A 25,073-nucleotide genomic window follows, 5' to 3' on the forward strand; every position below is an offset into this window, starting at 1 on the left:
AAACCCTCAATGACGATGCGCAGAAAAGGGGGCTCCTTGCGGAGCCCCCTTCGGTGATCACCGGTCTGATTTAGACCAGGATCTTGGCCACGACGCCAGCGCCGACGGTACGGCCGCCTTCGCGGATGGCGAAGCGCAGACCTTCGTCCATGGCGATCGGAGCGATCAGGTTGACGACCATCTGGACGTTGTCGCCCGGCATGACCATCTCGACGCCTTCCGGCAGTTCACAGGTACCGGTGATGTCGGTGGTACGGAAGTAGAACTGCGGACGGTAGCCCTTGAAGAACGGAGTGTGACGACCACCCTCGTCCTTGCTCAGCACGTACACTTCCGCCTCGAACTGGGTGTGCGGAGTGATGGTGCCCGGCTTGGCCAGAACCTGACCACGCTCGACTTCGTCACGCTTGGTACCACGCAGCAGGGCACCGACGTTCTCGCCAGCACGACCTTCGTCGAGCAGCTTACGGAACATCTCGACACCGGTAACGGTAGTCTTGGTGGTGTCCTTGATACCAACGATCTCGATCTCTTCGCCCGGCTTGACGATGCCGCGCTCGACACGACCGGTCACAACGGTACCGCGACCAGAGATGGAGAACACGTCTTCGATCGGCATCAGGAACGGCTGGTCGACAGCACGCTCCGGCTCGGGGATGTAAGCATCCAGAGCCTTGATCAGGTTGGCAACGGCGGTAGTACCCATGCCGTTGTCGTCCTTGCCTTCCAGAGCCATCAGGGCAGAGCCGGTGATGATCGGAGTGTCGTCGCCCGGGAAGTCGTACTCGGACAGAAGTTCACGAACTTCCATCTCGACCAGCTCGAGCAGCTCTTCGTCGTCGACCATGTCGGCCTTGTTCAGGAACACGACGATGAACGGAACGCCAACCTGACGAGACAGCAGGATGTGCTCGCGAGTCTGCGGCATGGGGCCGTCAGCGGCGGAACAGACCAGGATAGCGCCGTCCATCTGGGCAGCACCGGTGATCATGTTCTTGACGTAGTCAGCGTGTCCCGGGCAGTCGACGTGAGCGTAGTGACGCTCCTCGGACTGATACTCGACGTGAGAGGTGGCGATGGTGATACCACGCTCACGCTCTTCCGGAGCATTGTCGATGGTGTCGAACTCACGCCAGTCACCGCCGAACACCTCGGCAGAAACGCGAGTCAGGGCCGCCGTCAGGGTAGTCTTGCCGTGGTCGACGTGACCGATGGTGCCGACGTTGACGTGCGGTTTGGAACGTTCGAATTTTTCCTTAGCCACTGCTATGACCTCTTTCGTTAGCTAACGGTTAACCGTTCTGGTTGATGACGGCTTCAACGACGCTGGACGGCGCCTCTTCGTAGTCCGCAAACTCCATGGTGTAGCTTGCGCGGCCCTGGGTCTGAGAGCGCAGGTCGGTTGCGTAACCGAACATCTCAGCCAGCGGCACGGTGGCGCGAATGACCTTGCCGGAGGAAGAGTCATCCATACCCTGGACCAGGCCCCGGCGGCGGTTCAGGTCGCCCATGACGTCACCCATGAATTCTTCAGGGGTCACGACCTCGACCTTCATCACCGGCTCGAGCAGAACTGCCTTGGCCTTGGGAGCGCCTTGCTTGATCGCCATGGAAGAGGCGACCTTGAACGCGGTCTCGTTGGAGTCCACGTCGTGGTAGGAACCGTCGAACAGCGTTACCTTGACGTCGATCATCGGGTAGCCCGCGATGACACCGTTCTGGAGCTGCTCATAGGCCCCTTTCTCGACGGCCGGCACGTATTCCTTCGGAACCACGCCGCCGACGATCTCGGAAGCGAACTTGAAGTGCATCTCTTCGTCGTCGCCCTTGTCTTCGGCCGTCAACGGCTCGATGCGCAGGTGTACGTGACCGTACTGACCGCGACCACCGGACTGACGAACGAACTTGCCTTCCTGCTCGACGCTCTGACGAATCGTCTCACGGTAGGCCACCTGCGGCTTGCCGATGTTCGCCTCGACCTTGAACTCGCGACGCATGCGGTCAACGATGATGTCGAGGTGAAGCTCGCCCATGCCGGAGATGATGGTCTGGCCAGTCTCTTCGTCGGTCTTGACCTGGAAGGACGGATCTTCCTGGGCCAGCTTGCCCAGTGCAATACCCATCTTTTCCTGGTCAGCCTTGGACTTCGGCTCCACGGCCACGGAGATAACCGGATCCGGAAACTCCATGCGCTCGAGAACGATCTTGTCGTTCAGGTCGCACAGGGTATCACCGGTGGTCACGTCCTTCAGGCCGATACAGGCGGCGATGTCGCCGGCCAGAACTTCCTTGATCTCCTCGCGCGAGTTGGAGTGCATCTGGACGATACGACCGACGCGCTCCTTCTTCTGCTTGACGGAGTTGTAGACGCTGTCGCCTGACTTCAGCACGCCGGAGTAGACGCGGATGAAGGTCAGGGTGCCAACGAAGGGGTCGGTCGCGATCTTGAACGCCAGCGCGGCGAAAGGCGCACTGTCATCGGCCTCACGGGTCGCGATGGTGCCGTCCTTGTCGTCGAGCTCACCTTCGATCGCCTTGACCTCGGTGGGAGACGGCATGTACTCGATGACGCCATCGAGAACGGCCTGAACGCCCTTGTTCTTGAACGCAGAGCCACAAGTGACCAGCACGATCTCGTTGTCGAGGGTACGACGACGCAGACCAGCCTTGATCTCGTCGTTGGTCAGCTCGCCCTCTTCGAGGTACTTGTCCATCAGCTCTTCGGACGCCTCGGCGGCGGCCTCGACCATCTGCTCGCGATACTCTTCGGCGGTCTCCTGGAGCTCCGCCGGGATATCAACGAGGTCGTAGTTCATCCCGAAGTTGTCTTCATCCCACAGGATGGCCTTCATCTGGATGAGGTCGATGACGCCCTTGAACTCGTCCTCGGAGCCCCAGTTGATCTGGATCGGCACGACGTTGGCGCCGAGACGATCCTTCAGCTGGTTGACGACCATGAAGAAGTCAGCGCCGCTGCGGTCCATCTTGTTGACGAACACCATGCGCGGAACTTCGTACTTGTTGGCCTGGCGCCAGACGGTCTCGGTCTGCGGCTGCACACCGGAGGAGCCACACAGCACGACGACGGCACCGTCAAGCACACGCAGGGAACGTTCGACTTCGATGGTGAAGTCAACGTGTCCAGGGGTGTCGATGATGTTGATGCGGTGCTCATCGAACTGCTTGTTCATGCCCTGCCAGAAGCAGGTGGTCGCCGCGGAGGTGATGGTGATACCACGCTCCTGCTCCTGCTCCATCCAGTCCATGGTGGCGGCGCCCTCATGGACCTCACCGACCTTGTGGGACAGACCGGTGTAGAACAGGACACGCTCGGTAGTAGTCGTCTTACCGGCGTCGACGTGGGCCACGATACCGATATTGCGGTAACGCTTAAGCGGAGTCTTGCGAGCCACGATGTAACTCCCGTTGGTTGGCGATGCGCTTTAGAAGCGGTAGTGAGAGAAGGCCTTGTTGGCTTCTGCCATGCGATGCACGTCTTCACGCTTCTTGACTGCCGAACCCTTGCCTTCGGCTGCATCCAGCATTTCGCCAGCCAGACGCTGCACCATGGTCTTCTCGCCACGACGGCGAGCGGCGTCCACCAGCCAGCGCATGGCAAGCGCCTGGCGGCGGGACGGACGGACTTCGACCGGCACCTGATAGGTCGCACCGCCGACGCGGCGAGACTTCACCTCGACCATGGGCTGGATGGTTTCCAGCGCCTTGTCGAAGATTTCCAGCGGCTCTTCATTGGAACGCTCGGCAACCCTGTCCAGCGCACCATAGACGATACGCTCAGCTACGGACTTCTTGCCGCTGATCATCAGGTGGTTCATGAACTTGGCCAGACGCTCGGATCCGAACTTGGGATCCGGCAGAATCTCGCGCTTGGCCGCAACTCTTCTTCTAGGCATGATAAGCCCTCGGTTGAAGGGTCCTTCAGGTAAACCCGAGACTCGCGCTTGGCGGCTCGACCTTACTCTTATCAGACCGGGTCAAACTTGGTAATGGAAAGCGACGCAGCCCTTAGGACTTCGGACGCTTGGTGCCGTACTTGGAACGGCCCTGACGACGGTTCTGGACACCGGAGGTGTCGAGAGCGCCGCGAACGGTGTGATAACGCACACCCGGAAGGTCCTTTACTCGACCGCCACGAATCAGGACCACAGAGTGCTCCTGGAGGTTGTGGCCTTCACCGCCGATGTAAGAGGACACCTCGTAGCCGTTGGTCAGGCGCACACGGCAGACCTTCCGCAGTGCGGAGTTCGGCTTCTTCGGGGTGGTGGTGTAGACGCGGGTGCAGACGCCGCGCTTCTGCGGGCAGGCCTGAAGCGCAGGCACGTCGGTCTTCGCGGCCTGACGCTTGCGCGGCTTGCGCACGAGCTGATTAATCGTTGCCATAGCTGTTAGCTGACTCCAATGGGTTGCCTAAGCCTTTTCACAGTGGCGCGGATACACCCACCCCACTGTTAAAGGCTGCGCATTCTACTGGCTGATGCCAAGGCGCGTCAAGCCCGGAGCCGCAAAGGCTCCAGGCTTTTTGCCGACATCAGATCTCGTCGTCGTCCGAGTCCAGCGCGGTGAGCTGGGCGCCCAGCTCCTGCTCGACGTCGTAGGCCGACGGCTGGAGCAGTCGCTCGGTGTCTTCACGCTTGCGACGACGCTCCTCGTGGTGGGTCAGACCGGTACCGGCCGGGATCAGACGTCCCACCACCACGTTTTCCTTCAGGCCGCGCAGGTAGTCGCGCTTGCCGGTGACCGCCGCTTCGGTCAGCACGCGGGTCGTCTCCTGGAAGGAGGCCGCAGAGATGAACGACTCGGTGGCCAGGCTGGCCTTGGTGATACCCAGCAGCAGGCGCTGGTACTTGGCCGGGAACTTGTCATTGGCCTGGAGCACGGCATTCTGCTCCAGCACACGGACCAGCTCGACCTGATCACCCGGAATGAAGTCGGAGTCACCGGCGTCGGTGATCTCGACCTTGCGCAGCATCTGACGCACGATCACTTCGATGTGCTTGTCGTTGATGCCAACGCCCTGCAGACGATAGACGTCCTGCACCTCGGCCACGATGTACTTGGCCAGCTCGGCGATGCCGAGCAGTCGCAGGATGTCGTGCGGGTTGCTCGGACCATCCGAGATCACCTCGCCCTTCTCGACCGTCTCGCCCTCGAACACCGCGATCTGACGCCACTTGGGAATCAGCATCTCGAAGGGGTCGCCTTCGGACGGGGTGATGGTCAGACGACGCTTGCCCTTGGTTTCCTTGCCGAAGCTGATCACACCGCTGATCTCGGCCAGGATGGACGGCTCCTTCGGCTTGCGCGCCTCGAACAGGTCGGCAACGCGCGGCAGACCACCGGTGATGTCCTTGTTGCCGGACGCCTCCACCGGGATACGCGCGACGATCTCACCGATGCCGATGGACGAGCCATTGTCGACGGTGACGATCGCCTTGCCGGGCAGCGGGTACTGCACCGGAGTGTCGCTGCCGGAGACGGTCACCGGCTTGCCGGCGGCGTCGTTGAGCATGATCATCGGGCGCTTGTCGCGACCGGCCATCGGCCGCGCCGCGGACTCGATGATCTCGATCGAGGACAGACCGGTCATCTCGTCGACGCTGCGGTGCATGGTCAGGCCTTCGTCCATGTCGACGTAGTGCACCTGGCCTTCCGCTTCGGCGACGATCGGGTGGGTGTGCGGATCCCACTTGGCCACGGCCTGGCCGGGATCGACCGCGTCACCGTCACGCACCGAAAGCTCGGCACCGTAAGGCAGCTTGTAGTACTCACGCTCGCGGCCATGCTCGTCGGCCACCGCCAGGGCGCTGGAGCGCGACACCACGACCAGCTTGCCGTCGGCGCGTTCCACGTACTTGATGTTGTGCAGGCGCACCTTGCCGCCATGCTTGACCTGGACGCTGTCCACCGCAGAGGCCCGCGAGGCGGCACCACCGATGTGGAAGGTACGCATGGTCAGCTGGGTACCCGGCTCACCGATGGACTGGGCGGCGATGACGCCGGCCGACTCACCGATGTTGACCTGGTGGCCGCGGGCCAGATCGCGCCCGTAACAGGACGAACACACACCGTGACTGGTTTCACAGGTGATGGTGCTGCGCACGATGATCTCGTCGACGCCCATGGTGTCGAGTTGCTCGCACCAGGCCTCGTCCAGCAGGGTGCCACGCGGAATCAGCACTTCGTCGGTGCTCGGGTCGATGACGTCCTGAGCGACCACTCGGCCGAGTACACGCTGGGCCAGCGAGACGATGATGTCGCCGCCTTCGATGACCGGGTGCAGGGTCAGGCCACGCTCGGTGCCACAGTCGACCTCGGTGATGACCACGTCCTGGGCGACGTCGACCAGACGACGGGTCAGGTAACCGGAGTTGGCGGTCTTCAGGGCGGTATCCGCCAGACCCTTACGCGCACCGTGGGTCGAGATGAAGTACTGGAGTACGTTCAGACCTTCACGGAAGTTGGCGACGATCGGGGTCTCGATGATCGAGCCATCCGGCTTGGCCATCAGACCACGCATACCCGCCAGCTGGCGGATCTGGGCGGCGCTACCACGGGCACCGGAGTCGGCCATGATGAACACGCTGTTGAAGGAGTCCTGTTCGACTTCCTTGCCTTCGCGGTCGATCACGGTCTCCTTGGAGATGCCCGCCATCATCGCCTTGGCGACCTGGTCGTTGGCACGCGCCCAGATATCGATGACCTTGTTGTACTTCTCGCCCGCGGTCACCAGACCGGAGGAGAACTGGTCCTCGATTTCCTTGACCTCTTCCTCGGCCGCCTCGACGATCTCGGCCTTGGCGTCCGGGATGACGAAGTCGTTGACGCCGATGGAGGCGCCGGACCAGGTGGCCAGACGGAAGCCGGTGTACATCAGCTGGTCGGCGAAGATGACCGCGGCCTTGAGACCGGCGCGACGATACACTTCGTTGATCAGCTTGGAGATGGCCTTCTTCTTCATGGCCTGGTCGACCAGATCGAAGGGCACCCCTTGCGGCAGGATGCGGAACAGCAGCGCACGGCCGACGGTGGTGTCACGCAGACGGCGGTGCTCGGAGCGCTCGCCGGTCTCTTCGTCGATGTCGACCTCGTCCAGGCGCACCTTGACGCGGGCGTGCAGCGACACGTTCTGGGTGCCGAAGGCGCGCTCGACCTCGTTGAGGTCGGAGAACACCATGCCCTCGCCCTTGGCGTTGATGCGCTCGCGGGTCATGTAGTACAGACCCAGCACCACGTCCTGGGACGGCACGATGATCGGCTCGCCGTTGGCCGGTGACAGCACGTTGTTGGTGGCCATCATCAGCGCGCGCGCTTCGAGCTGGGCTTCCAGCGTCAGCGGCACGTGCACGGCCATCTGGTCACCGTCGAAGTCGGCGTTGTAGGCGGCACACACCAGCGGGTGCAGCTGGATCGCCTTGCCTTCGATCAACAGCGGCTCGAACGCCTGGATACCGAGACGGTGCAGGGTCGGGGCGCGGTTCAAAAGCACCGGGTGCTCGCGGATGACGTCGGCGAGGATGTCCCACACCTCCGGCAGCTCGCGCTCGACCATCTTCTTGGCGGCCTTGATGGTGGACGCCTGGCCGCTGGCCTGCAGCTTGGAGTAGATGAACGGCTTGAACAGCTCAAGCGCCATCTTCTTGGGCAGACCGCACTGGTGCAGACGCAGGGTCGGGCCCACGGTGATGACCGAGCGGCCGGAGTAGTCGACGCGCTTGCCCAGCAGGTTCTGACGGAAACGCCCCTGCTTGCCCTTGATCATGTCGGCCAGCGACTTCAACGGACGCTTGTTGGAGCCGGTGATGGCGCGACCGCGACGACCGTTGTCGAGCAGCGCATCGACGGATTCCTGCAGCATGCGCTTTTCGTTGCGCACGATGATGTCCGGCGCGTTGAGGTCGAGCAGACGCTTCAAGCGGTTGTTGCGGTTGATCACGCGACGGTACAGATCGTTGAGATCCGAGGTCGCGAAGCGGCCGCCATCCAGCGGTACCAGCGGACGCAGGTCCGGCGGCAGCACGGGCAGCACTTCCATCACCATCCACGCCGGATCGTTGCCGGAGCCCTGGAAGGCTTCGAGCAGCTTCAGACGCTTGGACAGCTTCTTGATCTTGGTCTCGGAGTTGGTCTGCGGGATCTCTTCGCGCAGACGCTCGATCTCTTCCTCGAGATCGATATCCTTGAGCATCGCCTGGACGGCCTCGGCACCCATACGGGCGTCGAAGTCATCGCCGAACTCCTCGAGGGCCTCGAAGTACTGCTCGTCGTTGAGCAGCTGGCCACGCTCGAGGGTGGTCATGCCGGGATCGACGACCATGAAGCTCTCGAAATAGAGCACGCGCTCGATGTCGCGCAGGGTCATGTCCATCAGCATGCCGATGCGAGACGGCAGCGACTTCAGAAACCAGATGTGGGCGACCGGACTTGCCAGCTCGATGTGCCCCATGCGCTCGCGGCGCACGGCGGCCTTGGTGACTTCGACGCCGCACTTTTCGCAGATGATGCCGCGGTGCTTCATGCGCTTGTACTTGCCGCACAGGCACTCGTAGTCCTTCACCGGACCGAAGATCTTGGCGCAGAACAGGCCATCACGCTCGGGCTTGAAAGTCCGGTAGTTGATGGTCTCCGGCTTCTTGACCTCGCCAAAGGACCAGGAGCGGATCATGTCCGGCGACGCGAGCGTGATCTTGATCGCGTCGAACTCGTCGGACTGTGACTGCGATTTGAGGACTTTCACCAAATCTTTCATTAGGTCGGCTCCGTTGCGGAGTTGTCATGGGCGGGGAGCTATTGCTCCCCGCGGACCGTCATTCATTGAAGCGCCTTTCGGGCCGCCTCAGCTCTCCAGTTCGATATCGATGCCCAGCGAGCGGATTTCCTTCACCAATACGTTGAAGGATTCCGGCATGCCCGCCTGCATGGTGTGATCGCCATCCACGATGCTCTTGTACATCTTGGTACGACCTTCCACGTCATCGGACTTGACCGTGAGCATTTCCTGCAGAGTGTAAGCGGCGCCGTAGGCCTCCAGGGCCCAGACCTCCATCTCACCAAAGCGCTGACCACCGAACTGCGCCTTGCCGCCCAGCGGCTGCTGGGTGACCAGCGAGTAGGAGCCGGTGGAACGCGCGTGCATCTTGTCGTCGACCAGGTGGTTGAGCTTCAGCATGTACATGTAGCCCACCGTCACCGGACGATCGAACGACTCGCCGGTACGCCCGTCGTACAGGGTCATCTGGCCGGAATCCGGCAGATCGGCCAGCTTCAGCAGGTGCTTGATCTCGTGCTCCTTGGCACCGTCGAACACCGGCGTCGCCATCGGCACGCCCTTCTTCAGGTTCTTGGCCAGCGCGATGATCTCGTCATCGGACAGCGACTCGATCTCCTCGACGCGGGTACCCTGGGTGGAGTTGTAGACCTCTCCGAGGAACTCGCGCAGCTGAGCCAGCTGCTGCTCGCGGGCGTCACGCAGCATGTGCTCGATCTTCACGCCGAGACCGCGGGCCGCCATGCCCAGGTGCGTCTCGAGGATCTGACCGACGTTCATCCGCGACGGTACACCCAGCGGGTTCAGCACCACGTCGATGGGCTCACCGTTGTCGTCGAACGGCATGTCCTCGATCGGCATGATAGCCGAGATGACACCCTTGTTACCGTGACGGCCGGCCATCTTGTCACCCGGCTGCAGGCGACGCTTGATCGCCAGGTAGACCTTGACGATCTTGAGCACGCCCGGTGCCAGATCGTCGCCCTGGGTGAGCTTGCGCTTCTTGTCTTCGAAACGCTCGTCCATCTCCTTGCGACGGTTCTCGAGCTGCTCGTCGGCCTGAGCCAGCAGTTCATTGAGCTTCTCGTCCTGCATGCGCAGCTTGAACCACTGCTGACGCGGCAGCTCCTCGAGATAGTCCTCGGACAGCACATCATCCTTGGACAGGCGCGGACCACCGTTGACCGGCTGACCGGACAGGGTGCGCTTGAGACGCTCGAAGGTGGCGTCCTCGGCGATGCGGTAGGTCTCCTGCAGGTCCTTGCGCACCTCGTCGAGCTGCATCTGCTCGATGGACAGAGCGCGCGAGTCCTTCTCGACGCCGTCGCGGGTGAACACCTGAACGTCGATGACGGTGCCCTTCATGCCGGTGGGGGCACGCAGAGAGGTGTCCTTCACGTCGGACGCCTTCTCACCGAAGATCGCACGCAGCAGCTTCTCTTCCGGGGTCAGCTGGGTCTCGCCCTTGGGCGTGACCTTGCCGACCAGGATGTCGCCGGCGCCGACCTCGGCACCGATGTACACCACACCGGCCTCATCCAGCTTGCCCAGTGCCGATTCACCGACGTTGGGGATATCGGAGGTGATCTCCTCCGGCCCCAGCTTGGTGTCACGGGACACACAGGTCAGTTCCTGGATGTGGATGGTAGTGAAACGGTCTTCCTGGACCACCCGCTCGGACAGCAGGATGGAGTCCTCGAAGTTGTAGCCGTTCCACGGCATGAAGGCGATGCGCATGTTCTGGCCAAGCGCCAGGTCACCCATGTCGACGGACGGACCGTCGGCCAGGATGTCACCACGCGCGACGTTGTCGCCGGGGCGAACGATCGGACGCTGGTTCTGGCAGGTGTTCTGGTTCGAACGCAGGTACTTGGTCAGGTTGTAGATGTCGACACCGGCCTCACCGCCGATGATCTCGTCTTCGTTGACCCGCACCACGATGCGCTTGGCGTCGACCGAGTCGATCACGCCGCCACGACGGGCCACGGCACAGACACCGGAGTCACGGGCGACGAAGCGCTCCATGCCGGTACCGACCAGCGGCTTGTCGGCACGCAGGGTCGGCACCGCCTGACGCTGCATGTTGGCACCCATCAGGGCGCGGTTGGCGTCATCGTGCTCGAGGAACGGAATCAGTGCGGCGGCGACGGACACCACCTGACGCGGAGACACGTCCATCAGCGTCACCTGTTCGGGACGCATGAAGGTGGTCTCGCCGCGGTGACGCACCTGGACCAGATCGTCGACCAGCTTCTTGTCGGCGTTGACGGTGGCCGAGGCCTGGGCGATGACGAAGTCACCTTCCTCGATGGCCGACAGGTGCACCACCTCGTCGGTGACCACACCATCCACGACCTTACGGTACGGCGTCTCGAGGAAGCCGTAGCTGTTGGTGTGGCTGTAGGTCGCCAGCGAGTTGATCAGGCCGATGTTCGGACCTTCCGGCGTCTCGATCGGGCAAAGACGGCCGTAGTGGGTAGCGTGAACGTCACGCACCTCGAAACCGGCGCGCTCACGGGTCAGGCCACCCGGGCCGAGAGCGGACACACGACGCTTGTGGGTCACCTCGGACAGCGGGTTGTTCTGGTCCATGAACTGGGACAGCTGAGAGGAGCCGAAGAACTCCTTCACCGCAGCGGCCACCGGCTTGGCATTGATCAGGTCCTGAGGCATCAGGCCTTCGCTCTCGGCCATGGACAGACGCTCCTTGACCGCGCGCTCGACACGCACCAGGCCGACACGGAACTGGTTTTCTGCCATTTCGCCGACGCAGCGGATGCGGCGGTTGCCCAGGTGGTCGATGTCGTCGACATCGCCAAAGCCGTTACGAATGTTGATCAGCTCGCGCAGCACGTCGAGGATGTCGGTACGATCCAGCACACCGGAACCGGTGTCGGAATCACGACGCAGACGACGGTTGAACTTCATCCGGCCGACGCCGGACAGGTCATAGCGGTCTTCGCTGAAGAACAGGTTGTTGAACAGCGTCTCGGCGGCTTCCTTGGTGGGCGGCTCGCCGGGGCGCATCATGCGGTAGATCTCGACCAGCGCCTCGAGCTGGGAACCGGTGGTGTCCAGCTTGAGGGTGTCGGAGACGAAGGGACCGCAGTCCAGATCGTTGGTGTAGAGCGTCTCGATGGTGGTGATGCCGGCCTGACCGAGGGCCTCGAGCAGCTCCGGGGTGATCTCGGAGTTGCAGGGGCAGATCAGCTCGCCGGTGGCGGGGTTGATCTGATCCTTGGCCAGGGTCTTGCCGAACAGGTAGTCCATCGGCACTTCCAGACGCTCGAGACCCGCCTTCTCCAACTGGCGGATATGCTTCTGGGTGACACGACGACCCTCTTCGACGATGACCTCACCGTCGGCGCCCTTGATGTCAAAGGTCGCGGTCTCGCCACGCAGGCGAGACGGCACCAGCTCCACCGAGAAGCCGGACTTCTCGATATGGAAGGTGCTGGTGTCGAAGAACTCGTCGAGGATCTCCTCGGCGCTCATGCCCAGCGCGCGCAGCAGCACGGACGCCGGCAGTTTGCGACGACGGTCGATACGCACGAAGACGTTGTCCTTCGGGTCGAACTCGAAGTCCAGCCAGGAGCCGCGGTAAGGAATCACGCGAGCGGAGTACAGAAGCTTACCGGAGCTGTGGCTCTTGCCCTTGTCGTGATCGAAGAACACGCCGGGACTACGGTGAAGCTGAGACACGATGACGCGCTCGGTACCGTTCACCACGAAGGTACCGTTCTCGGTCATCAGGGGGATCTCCCCCATGTAGACTTCCTGCTCCTTGATGTCCTTGATGGCCTTGTTCGACGACTCCTTGTCGTAGATGATCAGGCGAACCTTGACACGCAGAGGAGCGGAGTAGGTGACGCCGCGCAGCTGGCATTCCTTGACGTCGAAGGCCGGAGTGCCGAAACGATAGCTGACGTACTCGAGCGCAGCGTTGCCGGAGAAGCTCTCGATCGGGAACACGGACCTGAAGGCGGCGTGCAGGCCGACTTCCATGCGCTCTTCGGGAGAGCGGTCCTGCTGGAGAAAGTCGTAGTAGGAATCAAGCTGGATGGCCAGCAGGTAAGGCACATCCATCACTTGGGGCAGTTTGCCGAAATCCTTGCGGATGCGTTTTTTCTCAGTGTATGAGTAAGCCATCTGTATTCCCCAGCTTGTTCACCATGGGTGACCGATGCGTGTCGGCGCCACCCGACGGACGGTCTCCGTCAGGCGCTGACGGCAAGTCCTCGGATGAGTGACTCGCCGTCGGAATTCTGCAAGCTACAGGCCCTTGGGGGCAGGCAGCTAGTGACAACAGAAAAAGGCCGGTAGCGGGCGTCCCGCCACCAGCCGTGGAAGCTTACGCAGCGCGTAAAGCCATGGGCACAAGGATTACTTGAGCTCCACGGACGCGCCGGCTTCTTCCAGCTTCTTCTTGGCTTCTTCCGCGTCGTCCTTGCTCATCGCTTCCTTGATGGTCGCCGGCGCGCCGTCGACGGCACCCTTGGCTTCCTTCAGGCCGAGACCAGTGATCTCGCGGACGGCCTTGATGACGTTGACCTTCTTGTCGCCAGCGGAGGTCAGCACCAGGTCGAACTCGGTCTGCTCTTCGGCAGCGGCGGCTTCGCCACCAGCGCCCGGGCCAGCCACGACAGCAGCAGCGGCGCTAACGCCGAACTTCTCTTCCATGGCTTCGATCAGCTCGACGACTTCCATGACGGACATGTCGGAGACGGCGTTGATGATATCTTCTTTGGTCAGTGCCATTGTCTAGATTCCTAACTTTGCGGGCGTCTCGGTCACCCGAGAACGCGAAATGGATCGTGGTCGGTCGACAGGACGACGCCTTAAGCGGCTTCTTCCTGCTTCTGGTCGCGCAGCGCAGCGAGAGTACGAACCAGCTTGCCGGCAGAAGCTTCCTTCATGACGGACATCAGCTTGGCGATCGCCTCATCGTAGGTCGGCAGGGTCGCCAGACGGTCGATATCGCTTGCCGGGATCAGCTCACCTTCATAGGCCAGCGCCTTGACTTCGAAGTTCTTCTCATCCTTGGCGAACTCCTTGAACAGACGAGCGGCAGCGCCCGGATGTTCGTTGGAGAAGGCCAGCAGAGTCGGACCAACGAAGGTCTCTGACAGGCACTCCCAGGGAGTACCGGTCAGGGCGCGGCGTGCCAGGGTGTTGCGCACAACACGCACCTGGACGCCATTCTCGCGAGCCTGCTTGCGCAGTTCGGTCATCTTGTGGACCGCGACGCCGCGAGAGTCGGCAACTACGACGGAGAGTGCATCCTTGGCGACTTCACTGACCTCGGCAACAATTGCCTTCTTGCCTTCGAGTGCTAGTGCCACTGTGATCACTCCTTCGTGCCGGAACCCGAGGGCTCCGATGGTTACCATCTCCCCTTCCGTAGAAGAGGGGCTTCAATGATGGTGCTCACCAGATGCCTGGCGGCAACACCATCTGCGCAGGTGCCCGGGGGGGGCGATTAAGCCGCCGGTAGACCCGAAGGTCAGGCGGCGGCGCCTGCGGTCTTTGACGGTGCCCCGCCGGCCGGGTGAATCACCCGGCACGGGGACCGCAAAGTGTCTTGCCTGTTGTGTCGCATCACACCAGCGCGGAGTGATCGACGGTCAGTCCCGGGCCCATGGTGGTGGACAGGGTCATCTTCTTGAAGTACACGCCCTTGGAAGTGCTCGGCTTGAGCTTCTTAAGGTCGGCGAGCAGCGCATCCAGGTTGCCCTTGATGGCGTCGGCTTCGAAATCGACCTTGCCCAGGGTGGTGTGGATGATGCCGTTCTTGTCGGTACGGAAACGCACCTGACCGGCCTTGGCGTTCTTGACGGCGGTAGCGACGTCGGGGGTCACGGTGCCGACCTTGGGGTTCGGCATCAGGCCACGCGGACCCAAGATCTGACCCAGCTGGCCGACGACACGCATGGCGTCCGGCGAGGCAATGACCACGTCGAAGTCGAGCTGGCCTTTCTTGACCTGCTCGGCCAGGTCGTCCATACCGACGATGTCGGCACCGGCTTCCTTGGCGGCTTCTTCGTTGGCACCCTGGGTAAAGACGGCAACGCGCACGTCCTTGCCGGTACCGTTGGGCATCACGGTCGCACCGCGCACCACCTGGTCGGATTTACGCGGATCGACGCCCAGGTTGATGGCGACGTCCAGCGACTCCTTGAACTTGACGGTGGACAGCTCGGAGAGCAGAGCCACGGCCTCGTCGATGGAGTAGACCTTGGTGGCGTCAACCTTGTCGCGAATCTGCTTTGCGCGCTTGGTAAGCTTTGCCATGATCAGAGACCCTCCACGTTGAGGCCCATGCTGCGGGCGCTACCGGCAATGGTACGCACCGCGGCGTCGAGATCGGCAGCCGTCATGTCCGGCTCCTTGGTCTTGGCGATCTCTTCGAGCTGCTCGCGGGTCACGGTACCGACCTTCTTCTTGTTCGGCTCACCAGAGCCGGACTTGATGCCAGCGGCCTTCTTCAGCAGCACCGCGGCGGGCGGTGTCTTGGTGACGAAGGTGAAGCTGCGGTCGGAGTAGACGGTGATGACCACGGGAGTCGGGAGACCCGGCTCGATGTTCTGCGTCTCGGCGTTGAACGCCTTGCAGAATTCCATGATGTTGACACCGTGCTGACCCAGCGCGGGACCCACGGGGGGACTCGGGTTGGCCTTACCAGCTGCAACCTGCAGCTTGATGTAAGCCTGTACTTTCTTGGCCATGATGGACTCCAGTTGGGTAGTAGCGCCTTGCGGCTCCCCGGACAAAACGGCCGCCTCTCGAGGCGACCCCTACGCACTGAAAACTTTCAGCACATGACGGCGGGCCTGCCTGAGCAGACCCACCGTAAGAAACTTGTCGACCTACTCCTTCTCGACCTGGGAAAACTCCAGCTCGACGGGAGTGGCGCGCCCGAAGATCAGCACGCTGACCTGCAGACGACTCTTGTCGTAGTTGACCTCTTCGACCACGCCGTTGAAATCGGCGAAGGGGCCATCGATGACGCGCACCGACTGACCGGGCTCGAACATGGTCTTGGGACGCGGCTTTTCGGCCCCATCCCTGACGCGACTGAGAATGGCGTCGGCCTCGCGCTGAGTGATCGCCGCCGGCTTCTCCTTGGTCCCGCCGATAAAGCCCATGACACGGGGCGTCTCGTTGACCAGGTGCCAGGTCTCGTCGACCATTTCCATCTCGACCAGCACGTAGCCGGGATAGAACTTGCGCTCACTCTTGCGGCGCTTGCCGTCACGCATCTCGACGACTTCTTCGGTCGGCACCAGAATCTCACCAAAGAGATCTTCCATGCCGTGCATCTTCACGCGCTCGATCAGCGAGCGCATGACGTGCTTCTCGAAGCCGGAGTAGGCGTGGACGACGTACCAACGCTTGGACATGAAGACTCCTAACCGATGACGCCGGACATCGCCCAGCTGAGCAGCGTGTCGATCAACCAGAGCAGCAGCCCGACCACCAGCACAGCCACCAGCACGATGGCGGTGGTCTGAATGGTCTCGGGGCGCGTCGGCCAGACGACACGTTGAATTTCCTTCCTGGCGCTCTGCGCCAGCTCCACCAATTCACGCCCCTTGGTGGTGGTCAATGCGACCAGGGCAGCAACGACAGACAGGGCAACAACGCCCAGAACACGATACAGAAGCGGCTGGTCGGCAAAGTAGGTGTTGCCAACGACGGCCAGCACCAGAAGAACGACGACAACCGCCCACTTGAGCCCGTCGTGGCGCGACTCCTGCACCTCGGCGTTATGCTTCATGAAAACGAGACTCCTCAGGGCGCGGCAATCGAAACACGAAAGTATATAAAAAACTGCCAGCCTGGGGAAGACTGGCAGGCCAGGAGGGAATCGAACCCCCAACCTGCGGTTTTGGAGACCGCTGCTCTGCCAATTGAGCTACTGGCCTGTACTCGATGCAAACCACCCTTTGCGGGCAGCCTCTGCAACAGCGGGCGCCATGATAGCGAAACGGATCTCGCCTGGCAACCCCCTCCGCCCTGCAGACGCGGCGGAGAAAGAAAAAGCGAGCCTAGGCTCGCTTTTCTTAGATGGAGCTCATGGACGGATTTGAACCGTCGACCTCACCCTTACCAAGGGTGTGCTCTACCCCTGAGCTACATGAGCGCACTCTTCGGCAATCCAACTACTTCACATTGCCTGAACTCTGGAGCGGGCAGCGGGGATCGAACCCGCATCATCAGCTTGGAAGGCTGAGGTTCTACCATTGAACTATGCCCGCAAAATCGGTTCTAAACCTTCTTTGCTGAAGCAAAGCCCACCGAACCCAAACCAGCCTGGCAGCGTCCGACCGCCTGCTCCATATCAACCAGAAACCACAACTCTGGTCGATCAAAATCTGGTGGAGGGGGAAGGATTCGAACCTTCGAAGCTTTCGCGGCAGATTTACAGTCTGCTCCCTTTGGCCACTCGGGAACCCCTCCAACTGGCGACGTATTTTATCGCCCTGCCCCGAGAAGTCAAGTGGTTGTTTTAAAAGAATCAAGCTGTACGCAAAATTCTTACAACCTGTCTCGACGGCAGCCTGCAACCCGCGGGTCGCTGTACCTCGGAACGCGGCGCATTGTGTCAAAGCAGAATGGATAACGCAAGGCTTCCATAGGCTTTTTTTACGGCGCACCGGAAAACCACGGTCACAGCAGCATCGAAAACGCCAGGCCCGCGCGGATCTTTTCCAGCGCCACCGGAGCCGGCGGCACCGGCGCCCCCGCCATCTTGCCGGCACGTTCTGCCGCCGTCAGAGGCCGGAAAGAGAGCCGCCTCCAGCGCGGTTATACCGTCAGTCATGTCACCAACGCATCAAAGCAGCATCGAGAAGGCCAACCCCGCCCGGATCTTTTCCAGCGCTACCGGAGCCGGCGGCACCGGCGCCCCGGCCATCTTGCCGGCACGCTCCGCTGCTGTCAGAGGGAAACACGCTTCAAGACCGGCGTAGACCATGTCCGGCCAGATCGCGTGGGGCACGCGAATACCACGAGACACCACCCTGGCATCGCCGCCGGTGACCAGCATCGGCAGCGCCACCCCCTCCCGGTCGCAGACCTCGCTGTAGATCCGATTGACCGCGCTGACAGCGGCCATGTAGATACCGTGATTGACCGCCTCTACCGTGCGCCGCCCAGGAGCGAGCAGCTCGTCTGCCTCGCTGTCCGGGTCGATGGCCACGTTGCGGGTGCCCAGCTTCAGGCTTTCTTTCATCAGACGCAGCCCCGGCAGGATGTACCCCCCGAGATGACGCCCGCCTGGCAGCACGAAGTCGATGGTGATGGCACTGCCACAGTCCACCGTGCAGCTGGCACCGGCGAGCTGATAGCCCGCCAGCACCCCCATCCAGCGATCCACGCCCAGTCGACCCGGCTCGTGATAGCCGTTGGTGACGCCCAGTGCTTCGTGGCAGGAGCGCGCCACGTGCACCGAACGCACCCGGTCCTTGAGCAGCGACTCGGTCTGCGCCAGCACCGAACGCCTCGCTACACTGGAAATGCGCACCGTCTCGACCACGTCGAGGTCGGGAATGTCCGACCCGGGCTTCCACTCCTCCCGGGTCCACACCGCGCCCCTGGAGCGAATCTCGCTGCTGTCAGCGTCCTTCAGGCGCCACTTGGACAGGGTATTGCCGATATCCAGATCAAGAATCATGGGCGAGCCCGCACGCTGATCTCTCCTCCCACCAGGCGCTCTTGCCGCTCTCCGTCAACGCCCTTGCGCACCCAGAGATTGCCACTGCCATCCACGTCTCCTGCCTGGGCCAGCTCGCGCTGCTCCCCTCGAATGATTTCGATGTCCCAACCGGCAAAGGCGTGACGTGCGTTCCAGGCGTCGCGCCAGGCATCGAACCCCTGCTCCTCGAAACCTGCCAGCATGCCCAGCAGACCGTCCAGCAATTCGGCCGCCAGCACGTTACGGGATAGCCCTGGAGCCTGATCATGCACACAAGCGACCGGCTGATCGATCTTCGCCCGGAAGCTCTCCGGCAGATCCACGTTGATGCCCATGCCGAGCACCACCTCGCAGGGGCCGGCGGCGTCACCGCTCATCTCGACCAGAATACCGGCCAGCTTGCCAAAGCCCTGCTGACCCGCCCCCTGCCCGGTCGCTCCCTGCTCATCCAATCCTTGCTGAGCCGACCCTTGCGGGCCCAAGGGCAACAGCACGTCGTTGGGCCACTTCAGCCCGGGCTTGAGCCCATGGCGTTCCAGCACCTGGGCCAGCACCACACCGATGGCCAGGCTGAGGCCTTCCAGGGCAGCGACACCCGAATCGAAGCGCCAGCCCACGGAGCACATCAGCGTGCGCCCCCAGGGGGTCGTCCAGGTGCGCCCGCGCCGCCCACGGCCGGCGCTCTGCTGTTCGACCAGGCAGGCCTCAGCGTGCCCTGCTCCCTGACGAAAACGCTCGCGCAGGAACTCGTTGCTCGAGGGCAGGGTGTCTTCCACGAAGAGGCGCGAGAGGTGTCGACGCGACTCGCGTGACAACGCGGCTACCACCGAGGGCCCATCGAGCAGCTCAAGGGGTTCGGCTAGCCGATACCCCTGCCCCTTGACCGCCTCCATGGGGATGCCGAGATCCTCAAGCTTGCGCAGCTGCTTCCACACCGCCGCCCGCGACACGCCCAGCTTGTCCCCCAGCTGCTGGCCGGAGTGGAACTCGCCGTCACTCAACAGCCGAATCAGCTCACCAATGGTCATCCCTCGCCCCTTCCACGGGAAAAGGGCATAGTCTATCGAATGTCGCCTGTCGCCGGAAATCCACGCGTCTGCAACACTCCTGTGGGTGTGCCTCTGAGCAACTCCTCCAGGTGTTACGAGCACCGGCGGGCGGTGGCGAGCAAAAGGAAAATGGCACCATGCAAGCGTCCGCCACTCTGCTCGATTGTAGCCACGCGGACAATGCCGGAGCCTGGACTCGAAAGTCCTCCACAACGCCAATGCCAGCCGCCTACTGACTGGCCACTGCGTCGCTGCTTGCTGCATCGAAGCAGCAATATCTGATGGGCGAAGCCCGCCCTGTACGCTATTGCTGCAGGCGCAACGAACCAGCCACCAGGCCGGCGTCTTCACGACACCATGGCCTCGACGCTCTTGCGCGTGGCACCGACCAGGTTGTCGAAGGCGGCCAGAGCGGCCTGCTCATCACGCCGCCGCATGGCCTCGAGCAGGTCTTCGTGGTGGGCAAAACTTGCGTCAAAGACTTCATGACGATCGTCCGGCGAGTCCCAGGACAGGTACAGCTCGTCGTGCATCATCTGGATCAGCCCAACCAGCACGCGATTGCCGCAGGCCTGATAGATCGCAAGGTGAAAGGCCGCGTCGGCCTCGCTGACCGCGAGGAAATCCTCCCTCGCCCGAGCACGTCGATAGTCATCCAGGTGGCCGGCCATGGCCTCGAAGGCGGCCTCTTCGGCGTGCCGCACGGCTAACAGAATGGCCTGGGCCTCCAGCGCCTGGCGAACCTCGAGCATCTCCAGCAGATGCGCCCTGGCGTCGTGGATGCCAAGACTGGCCAGCAGTTGAAAGGTCCGCTGTTCGCTGACGAAGATCCCCTTGCCGTTGACCACCTCGATGATGCCCTCGGCCTGGAGCTTCTTGAGGCCCTCCCGGAGGGTAGATCGACCTACCTCCAGGCGCTCCATCCACTCCCCCACCGAAGGTAGGCGCGCCCCCGGCGCCAACTGCTCTTTGGCGATATAGGCGCTGATCTCTCCGGCGACGGTGTCCGATAAGTAGAGTCGTTTCATGACGTTGGCATCCAGGCAGGAAAGGCGTCTTGGGGCCTGATCGACGGTAACGGCAAACCTCTTCTGGATCAATTGTGGGGCCAGCAGGGCCGTGCTAGCTTAGCTATCAGACAGGCTGATAGCTCAATCCACCCTGCTTGCGGAGACCGCACCGTGGACCCACAGGATCGCCATATCTGTAGTCACGCCTTCGAACAGCGCCAGGATCATCACGGCGCCGTGGCACCTCCCGTCTACCAGACCAGCATCTTCACCTTCCCAGACCTCGAAAGCTTCAGCCGCGCACAGCTGGCCGAACGCGAACGCTTCATCTATAGCCGAGGGCTCAATCCCACCGTCAAGTTGCTGGAGGACAAGCTGGCGGCGCTGGAACGTGGCCAGGCCTGCAAGGCCTTTGCCTCCGGCATGGGCGCCATCTCCGCCACGCTATTCTCGCTGCTGAAGCACGGCGACCACGTCCTGCGCATCAACCAGACCTACGGGCCGAGCGTCGAGTTGCTCGACCATATGGCCCGCTACGGCGTCAGCCACGACGGTATCGCCGGTGACCAGCAACTGACCGACCACCTGCGGCCCGAGACCCGCCTGATCTACATCGAGAGTCCGTCATCGCTGCGCATGGAGCTGGCAGACCTCGAGGCTATCTCCGCCATCGCCCGGAAACGCGGCATCCTCACGCTTATCGACAACACCTGGGCCACCCCGCTGTTCCAGAAGCCGCTTACCCACGGCATCGATATGGTGGTGCACTCGCTGTCGAAGTACATCGGCGGGCACAGCGACGTGGTCGGCGGCGCAGTCATCGCCGACGCCGAGCTGATCGACAGGCTCTTCGCCAACGGCCACCAGTTGCTGGGCGCCGCTCTGTCGCCCCACAGCGCCTCACTGATCCTGCGCGGTCTACGCACCCTGCCGGTGCGCATGGCCGAGCATCAGCGCAACGCCTTGGCGGTCGCCCGTTTTCTCGCTGACCACCCGCAGGTCGCAGCGGTGCATCACCCGAGCCTCGCCAAAGGCGCCGCCGCCGACTGGGCCGCCCGCCAGCTGCACGGCCATTCGGGCCTGCTCAGCCTTGCGCTTCACCACCCCAGCTACTCGCGCATCGCGAACTTCATCGACGCCCTCGAACTGATGCGTATCGGCGTCAGCTGGGGCGGCTACGAAAGTCTTGCGCTGTCTCCCATGCGCCCCGACGGCAGCGGACAACCGCTGATTCGCCTGGCCATCGGGCTTGAACACATCGACGACATCGTCGACGACCTCGAGCGAGGGTTCGCCGCGCTCGAACGCTGATCACCACGAGGAGGACATCCCATGCCAGCCATACAACGACAACCTGGACTTGTTCCATCCCTGATCCTGCTGACCGCCATCGCCTTCGCCATCGTCTACGGCATCGTGGTGGCGGGCCTACCCACCGAACTGGTGCTGATCACCCTGGGCGCCGCCGCCACCCTGTTCAGTCTGCTGCACGGCGGGACCTGGGAAGGCGTCATGGACATCATGGGCAACAAGGTACGCACCGCCCTGTCCGCGCTACTGGTGCTCTACAGCATCGGTATCATCATCGGCACCTGGATGATCTCGGGCACCATTCCCTACTTCATCTACCATGGCCTGGAGCTGATCGATCCCCGCTACCTGTACGTCATGGCGTTCTTCGGCACCGCCATCGTCTCCACCTTCACCGGCACCTCCTGGGGCTCCGCCGGGACCCTGGGGGTGGCCATCATGGGCATCGCCGCGGCCATGGACATCAACCTGGCGATCACCGCCGGCGCGGTGCTCTCAGGCGCCTACTTCGGCGACAAGCTGTCGCCGCTGTCGGACACCACCATCATGGCTTCCATGGTGGTAGGCGAAGACCTGTACCGACACATCCGCCACCTGATGTACACCTCGCTGCCCGCCAGCGTGGTGGCCGCTGTGGTCTACCTGATACTCGGCCTCAACATGGACCTGGCAGAAGGCACCCCGGAGGCCATCGCCGCCAGCGCCGAGACCATCGGCGGGCTCTATCAGCTGAACCTCCTGTTGCTGCTGCCGGTGGCCATCGTGCTGTTCGGCTCGGTGCGCAAGAAGCCGACCCTGGTGGTACTGTTCCTGGCCTCGGCCTGCGCCGCCCTGCTGGCGATACTGCTCCAGGGCGCCAGTCCCGAGGCGGTGGCCAAGGCCGCAGTCTCGGGCTTCAACGTCAGCCTGCTGGCCGGCTTCAACCCGGGCCTGGACGTCGCCACCCTGCCCCCGGCACTGGTCAGCCTGCTGAACCGTGGCGGGCTCTACAGCATGCACGGAGCAGTGCTGTTCGCGCTGTGCGCCTTCTTCTTTGCCTCGGCGCTGGAGGCCGCCGGCATCCTCAAGGTCGTGCTCGATCGCAGCCTGGCCTACGTGCGCTCCGCCCGCGGCACCATCCTGGCCTCGCTGGCGGCCAGCAGCACCATCATCCTGGCCACCGGCAACAGCTACGTAACCTTCTTTTTGACCCGTGAGCTGTTCGCCGAGCAATATCGCAAGCGAGGCCTGCACCAGCTCAATCTGTCGCGCAGCATGGAAGACGGCGGCATGATTCCCGAGCCGCTGGCCCCCTGGACCGTCTCCGCCGTCTACATGGCAGGCACCTTGGGTGTTGCCACCCTCGACTACGCTCCCTGGGCGCTGTTCAACTACCTGGGTATCGTCTTCTCGATCCTGCTGGCCATGATCGGACCCTGGACCGGCTGGTTCGGCGTAAAGCGCATCGAGCCCACTGGCGAGGAACAGACCGATTCGGTCACTCCATCAATGAACGCTTCTTCCACCGTCAAATAGGCCCATCGAACTGGCCCTTCGAACCAGCCCGTCAAACTAGCCCGTCGAACTGGCTCGGCTACATCACCAGCCAACACCACCTCGACACGCAACAGGCCCCCGGCGACCAAGTCGCCGGGGGCCTGTTGCGTTCCGCCAGGTTGCTGTATCGAACAGCGTCAGGCGTGCTGCTTCTCGTGACGCCCTTCGTGGATTTCCTCGACCAGCTTGTGGCAGAAGATATCCAGATCATCAGGCTTACGGCTGGTCACCAGGCCGTTATCCACCACTACCTGCTCGTCGACCCAATCGGCGCCTGCATTGCGCAGATCCTGTTCGACACTCGGGTAGGAGGTCAGCCTGCGACCTTCGACCACCCCGGCGTTGATCAGGATCCAGGGGGCGTGGCAGATCGCTGCCACCGGCTTGTGAGCCTGGAAGAAAGCATTGACGAAGCTCAAGGCCTTCTCGTCCTGGCGCAGGGCGTCAGGGTTGAACAGGCCGCCGGGCAACACCAGGGCGTGATAGTCATGTTCGCTGACATCATCCAGGGCCACGTCGACGTCGTAGGTATCACCCCAGTCGTTTTCTGCCCAGGCCTTGATGCCCTTGGCCTCCGGGGAGACCACGTGCACCACGATGCCCTGCTGCTGAAGCTTCGCCTTGGGTACCGCCAGCTCCGACTCCTCGAAACCGTGAGTGGCGAGAATCGCGACACGTTTGCCTTCCACTTGCTGCGTCATGACATCCTCCATGGATCGATAAATTAGACAATCGACTTTATCTGTCACGTGCTTGTACAAGATGGAGGTCCAGCCGCCGTGCTTCAACCCGCGTATCGCACAAGCCTAAATCAAGTTTGTCGGTCGCCACTCCCCCCTTCTGGTGGAAGATTCCGGTGATAGCGATGGCTCAGCTGCTCGATGAGCTGACATGCTGCTGGCCACCCCACACTGCCCTGGTCCTCGCCGCCAAACAGCACAGACTGGGAAGACAGGCCTGTACAAGTCGTGCCTGATAGTCGTTGATGCACCGCTCAATCCGCGGCGGCAGCTAGCCGTCGCCCCCTCACAGCGAGGGGCTGATGGCGAACAGGCTATCGAGGTAGCCCTGTCCCGGGTGCAGCGCATCCGGCACGCAAACGTCCAGGCGATGGCGCTCACCGGTGGCGCGGGTACGACTCTTTACACAAAAGAAGGCCCAACTCCTCTCGGAATTGGGCCTTCTTTTGAATCGATACCTGACGGACGGGCCGACCTTCTGATCTACAGCGCCCGCCCAGGGCGCCGCTCTGCCCCTGAAGACTGCCGAATGACGCCACCAAGGTAACAATGTTTCTCGCATGGGGGTGAGTCACCCCGAGCTTTTGCAGCGAAGCTGCAAGGGGGGACGAACGACGCGAGCTTGCGAGCGGCCGGACCGCGCCGAGGGGGTTATCGGCGCGGCCCCACATATAAAGAGAGGGGTCTTCCCATGCATGCGAAAAAGCCCAACTCCTCTCGGAATTGGGCTTCTTCTGAATAAATGCCTGACGATGACCTACTCTCGCATGGGGAGACCCCACACTACCATCGGCGCTGAGCGGTTTCACTTCTGAGTTCGGCAAGGGATCAGGTGGTTCCCACTCGCTATGGTCGTCAGGCGGAAAAAAGGCAATGTACATCACTACTGACAAAGTCCTGCTCGATACGTCCCACGTATCCGTCAATTGATTCGAGACATCATCG

General features: G+C 62.4%; 18 protein-coding genes, 4 tRNA genes, 1 rRNA gene and 1 pseudogene. 2 read left to right on the forward strand and 22 right to left on the reverse strand.

Annotated features, from left to right (window positions below; translation table 11 throughout):
• Positions 1 to 70 precede the first annotated feature (70 nt).
• The 20 genes and pseudogenes from tuf to NKF27_RS18765 all read right to left on the reverse strand — a co-directional run bounded on the left by tuf (position 71) and on the right by NKF27_RS18765 (position 20,559).
• Complete coding sequence (gene tuf / locus NKF27_RS18675; RefSeq protein ID WP_045990863.1) at positions 71 to 1,264, reverse strand: elongation factor Tu; 1,194 nt, start codon at positions 1,262 to 1,264, stop codon at positions 71 to 73.
• 28 nt (positions 1,265 to 1,292) lie between these two features.
• Positions 1,293 to 3,413 carry an elongation factor G gene (gene fusA / locus NKF27_RS18680; RefSeq protein WP_045990864.1) on the reverse strand — a complete coding sequence of 707 codons (2,121 nt, stop codon included), beginning with the start codon at positions 3,411 to 3,413 and terminating at the stop codon, positions 1,293 to 1,295.
• A 30-nt stretch (positions 3,414 to 3,443) separates the two neighbouring features.
• Positions 3,444 to 3,914, reverse strand: coding sequence for a 30S ribosomal protein S7 (rpsG, locus tag NKF27_RS18685; protein WP_023007554.1), 471 nt, complete (start codon positions 3,912 to 3,914; stop codon positions 3,444 to 3,446).
• Positions 3,915 to 4,026: 112 nt separating this feature from the next.
• Positions 4,027 to 4,401, reverse strand: a complete 375-nt coding sequence (gene rpsL, locus NKF27_RS18690; RefSeq protein WP_045990865.1) for a 30S ribosomal protein S12 — start codon at positions 4,399 to 4,401, stop codon at positions 4,027 to 4,029.
• A 148-nt stretch (positions 4,402 to 4,549) separates the two neighbouring features.
• Positions 4,550 to 8,767, reverse strand: a complete 4,218-nt coding sequence (gene rpoC / locus NKF27_RS18695; RefSeq protein WP_045990866.1) for a DNA-directed RNA polymerase subunit beta' — start codon at positions 8,765 to 8,767, stop codon at positions 4,550 to 4,552.
• Positions 8,768 to 8,854: 87 nt separating this feature from the next.
• The gene (gene rpoB, locus NKF27_RS18700; protein WP_045990867.1) at positions 8,855 to 12,934 is read right to left on the reverse strand and encodes a DNA-directed RNA polymerase subunit beta; all 4,080 of its coding nucleotides are present in this window, start codon (positions 12,932 to 12,934) and stop codon (positions 8,855 to 8,857) included.
• A gap of 234 nt (positions 12,935 to 13,168) precedes the next feature.
• The gene (rplL, locus tag NKF27_RS18705; protein WP_108133877.1) at positions 13,169 to 13,543 is read right to left on the reverse strand and encodes a 50S ribosomal protein L7/L12; all 375 of its coding nucleotides are present in this window, start codon (positions 13,541 to 13,543) and stop codon (positions 13,169 to 13,171) included.
• 80 nt (positions 13,544 to 13,623) lie between these two features.
• Complete coding sequence (gene rplJ / locus NKF27_RS18710) at positions 13,624 to 14,127, reverse strand: 50S ribosomal protein L10 (RefSeq protein WP_045990869.1); 504 nt, start codon at positions 14,125 to 14,127, stop codon at positions 13,624 to 13,626.
• Positions 14,128 to 14,383: 256 nt separating this feature from the next.
• Complete coding sequence (gene rplA, locus NKF27_RS18715) at positions 14,384 to 15,076, reverse strand: 50S ribosomal protein L1 (protein WP_045990870.1); 693 nt, start codon at positions 15,074 to 15,076, stop codon at positions 14,384 to 14,386.
• 2 nt (positions 15,077 to 15,078) lie between these two features.
• Positions 15,079 to 15,510 carry a 50S ribosomal protein L11 gene (rplK, locus tag NKF27_RS18720; RefSeq protein ID WP_045990871.1) on the reverse strand — a complete coding sequence of 144 codons (432 nt, stop codon included), beginning with the start codon at positions 15,508 to 15,510 and terminating at the stop codon, positions 15,079 to 15,081.
• A 141-nt stretch (positions 15,511 to 15,651) separates the two neighbouring features.
• Positions 15,652 to 16,185: a transcription termination/antitermination protein NusG gene (gene nusG, locus NKF27_RS18725; protein ID WP_045990872.1), complete on the reverse strand. Its 534-nt coding sequence runs from the start codon at positions 16,183 to 16,185 to the stop codon at positions 15,652 to 15,654.
• An 8-nt stretch (positions 16,186 to 16,193) separates the two neighbouring features.
• Positions 16,194 to 16,562 carry a preprotein translocase subunit SecE gene (gene secE, locus NKF27_RS18730; RefSeq protein WP_045990873.1) on the reverse strand — a complete coding sequence of 123 codons (369 nt, stop codon included), beginning with the start codon at positions 16,560 to 16,562 and terminating at the stop codon, positions 16,194 to 16,196.
• Positions 16,563 to 16,634: 72 nt separating this feature from the next.
• A tRNA-Trp gene (locus NKF27_RS18735) sits at positions 16,635 to 16,710 on the reverse strand.
• A 143-nt stretch (positions 16,711 to 16,853) separates the two neighbouring features.
• A tRNA-Thr gene (locus NKF27_RS18740) sits at positions 16,854 to 16,928 on the reverse strand.
• Positions 16,929 to 16,969: 41 nt separating this feature from the next.
• A tRNA-Gly gene (locus NKF27_RS18745) sits at positions 16,970 to 17,043 on the reverse strand.
• 118 nt (positions 17,044 to 17,161) lie between these two features.
• Positions 17,162 to 17,245, reverse strand: a tRNA-Tyr gene (locus tag NKF27_RS18750).
• 210 nt (positions 17,246 to 17,455) lie between these two features.
• A pseudogene (locus NKF27_RS21265) lies at positions 17,456 to 17,566 on the reverse strand (type III pantothenate kinase); the annotation flags it as partial.
• Positions 17,567 to 17,621: 55 nt separating this feature from the next.
• Positions 17,622 to 18,461, reverse strand: a complete 840-nt coding sequence (locus NKF27_RS18755) for a type III pantothenate kinase (RefSeq protein ID WP_045990874.1) — start codon at positions 18,459 to 18,461, stop codon at positions 17,622 to 17,624.
• Positions 18,458 to 19,510, reverse strand: a complete 1,053-nt coding sequence (locus tag NKF27_RS18760) for a biotin--[acetyl-CoA-carboxylase] ligase (protein WP_253554227.1) — start codon at positions 19,508 to 19,510, stop codon at positions 18,458 to 18,460. The genes NKF27_RS18755 and NKF27_RS18760 overlap by 4 nt, the downstream gene beginning before the upstream one ends.
• Positions 19,511 to 19,878: 368 nt before the next feature.
• On the reverse strand, positions 19,879 to 20,559 hold the full coding sequence (locus tag NKF27_RS18765; RefSeq protein ID WP_222517136.1) for a FadR/GntR family transcriptional regulator: 681 nt from the start codon (positions 20,557 to 20,559) through the stop codon (positions 19,879 to 19,881).
• Between the two features lie 153 nt (positions 20,560 to 20,712).
• On the opposite strand from NKF27_RS18765, the gene NKF27_RS18770 reads away from it, so the two are divergent.
• Both NKF27_RS18770 and nhaC read left to right on the forward strand, forming a co-directional pair.
• Positions 20,713 to 21,852, forward strand: a complete 1,140-nt coding sequence (locus tag NKF27_RS18770; RefSeq protein ID WP_253554233.1) for a PLP-dependent aspartate aminotransferase family protein — start codon at positions 20,713 to 20,715, stop codon at positions 21,850 to 21,852.
• A gap of 21 nt (positions 21,853 to 21,873) precedes the next feature.
• Positions 21,874 to 23,367, forward strand: coding sequence for a Na+/H+ antiporter NhaC (gene nhaC / locus NKF27_RS18775; protein ID WP_108133873.1), 1,494 nt, complete (start codon positions 21,874 to 21,876; stop codon positions 23,365 to 23,367).
• A gap of 158 nt (positions 23,368 to 23,525) precedes the next feature.
• On the opposite strand, the gene NKF27_RS18780 is transcribed toward nhaC, so the two are convergent.
• Positions 23,526 to 24,089: a type 1 glutamine amidotransferase domain-containing protein gene (locus NKF27_RS18780; protein WP_108449166.1), complete on the reverse strand. Its 564-nt coding sequence runs from the start codon at positions 24,087 to 24,089 to the stop codon at positions 23,526 to 23,528.
• A 783-nt stretch (positions 24,090 to 24,872) separates the two neighbouring features.
• A 5S ribosomal RNA gene (gene rrf / locus NKF27_RS18785) occupies positions 24,873 to 24,988 on the reverse strand.
• Positions 24,989 to 25,073 lie beyond the last annotated feature (85 nt).

The sequence above is a fragment of the Halomonas sp. DN3 genome (assembly GCF_024137905.1).
Lineage (GTDB): Bacteria > Pseudomonadota > Gammaproteobacteria > Pseudomonadales > Halomonadaceae > Halomonas > Halomonas litopenaei.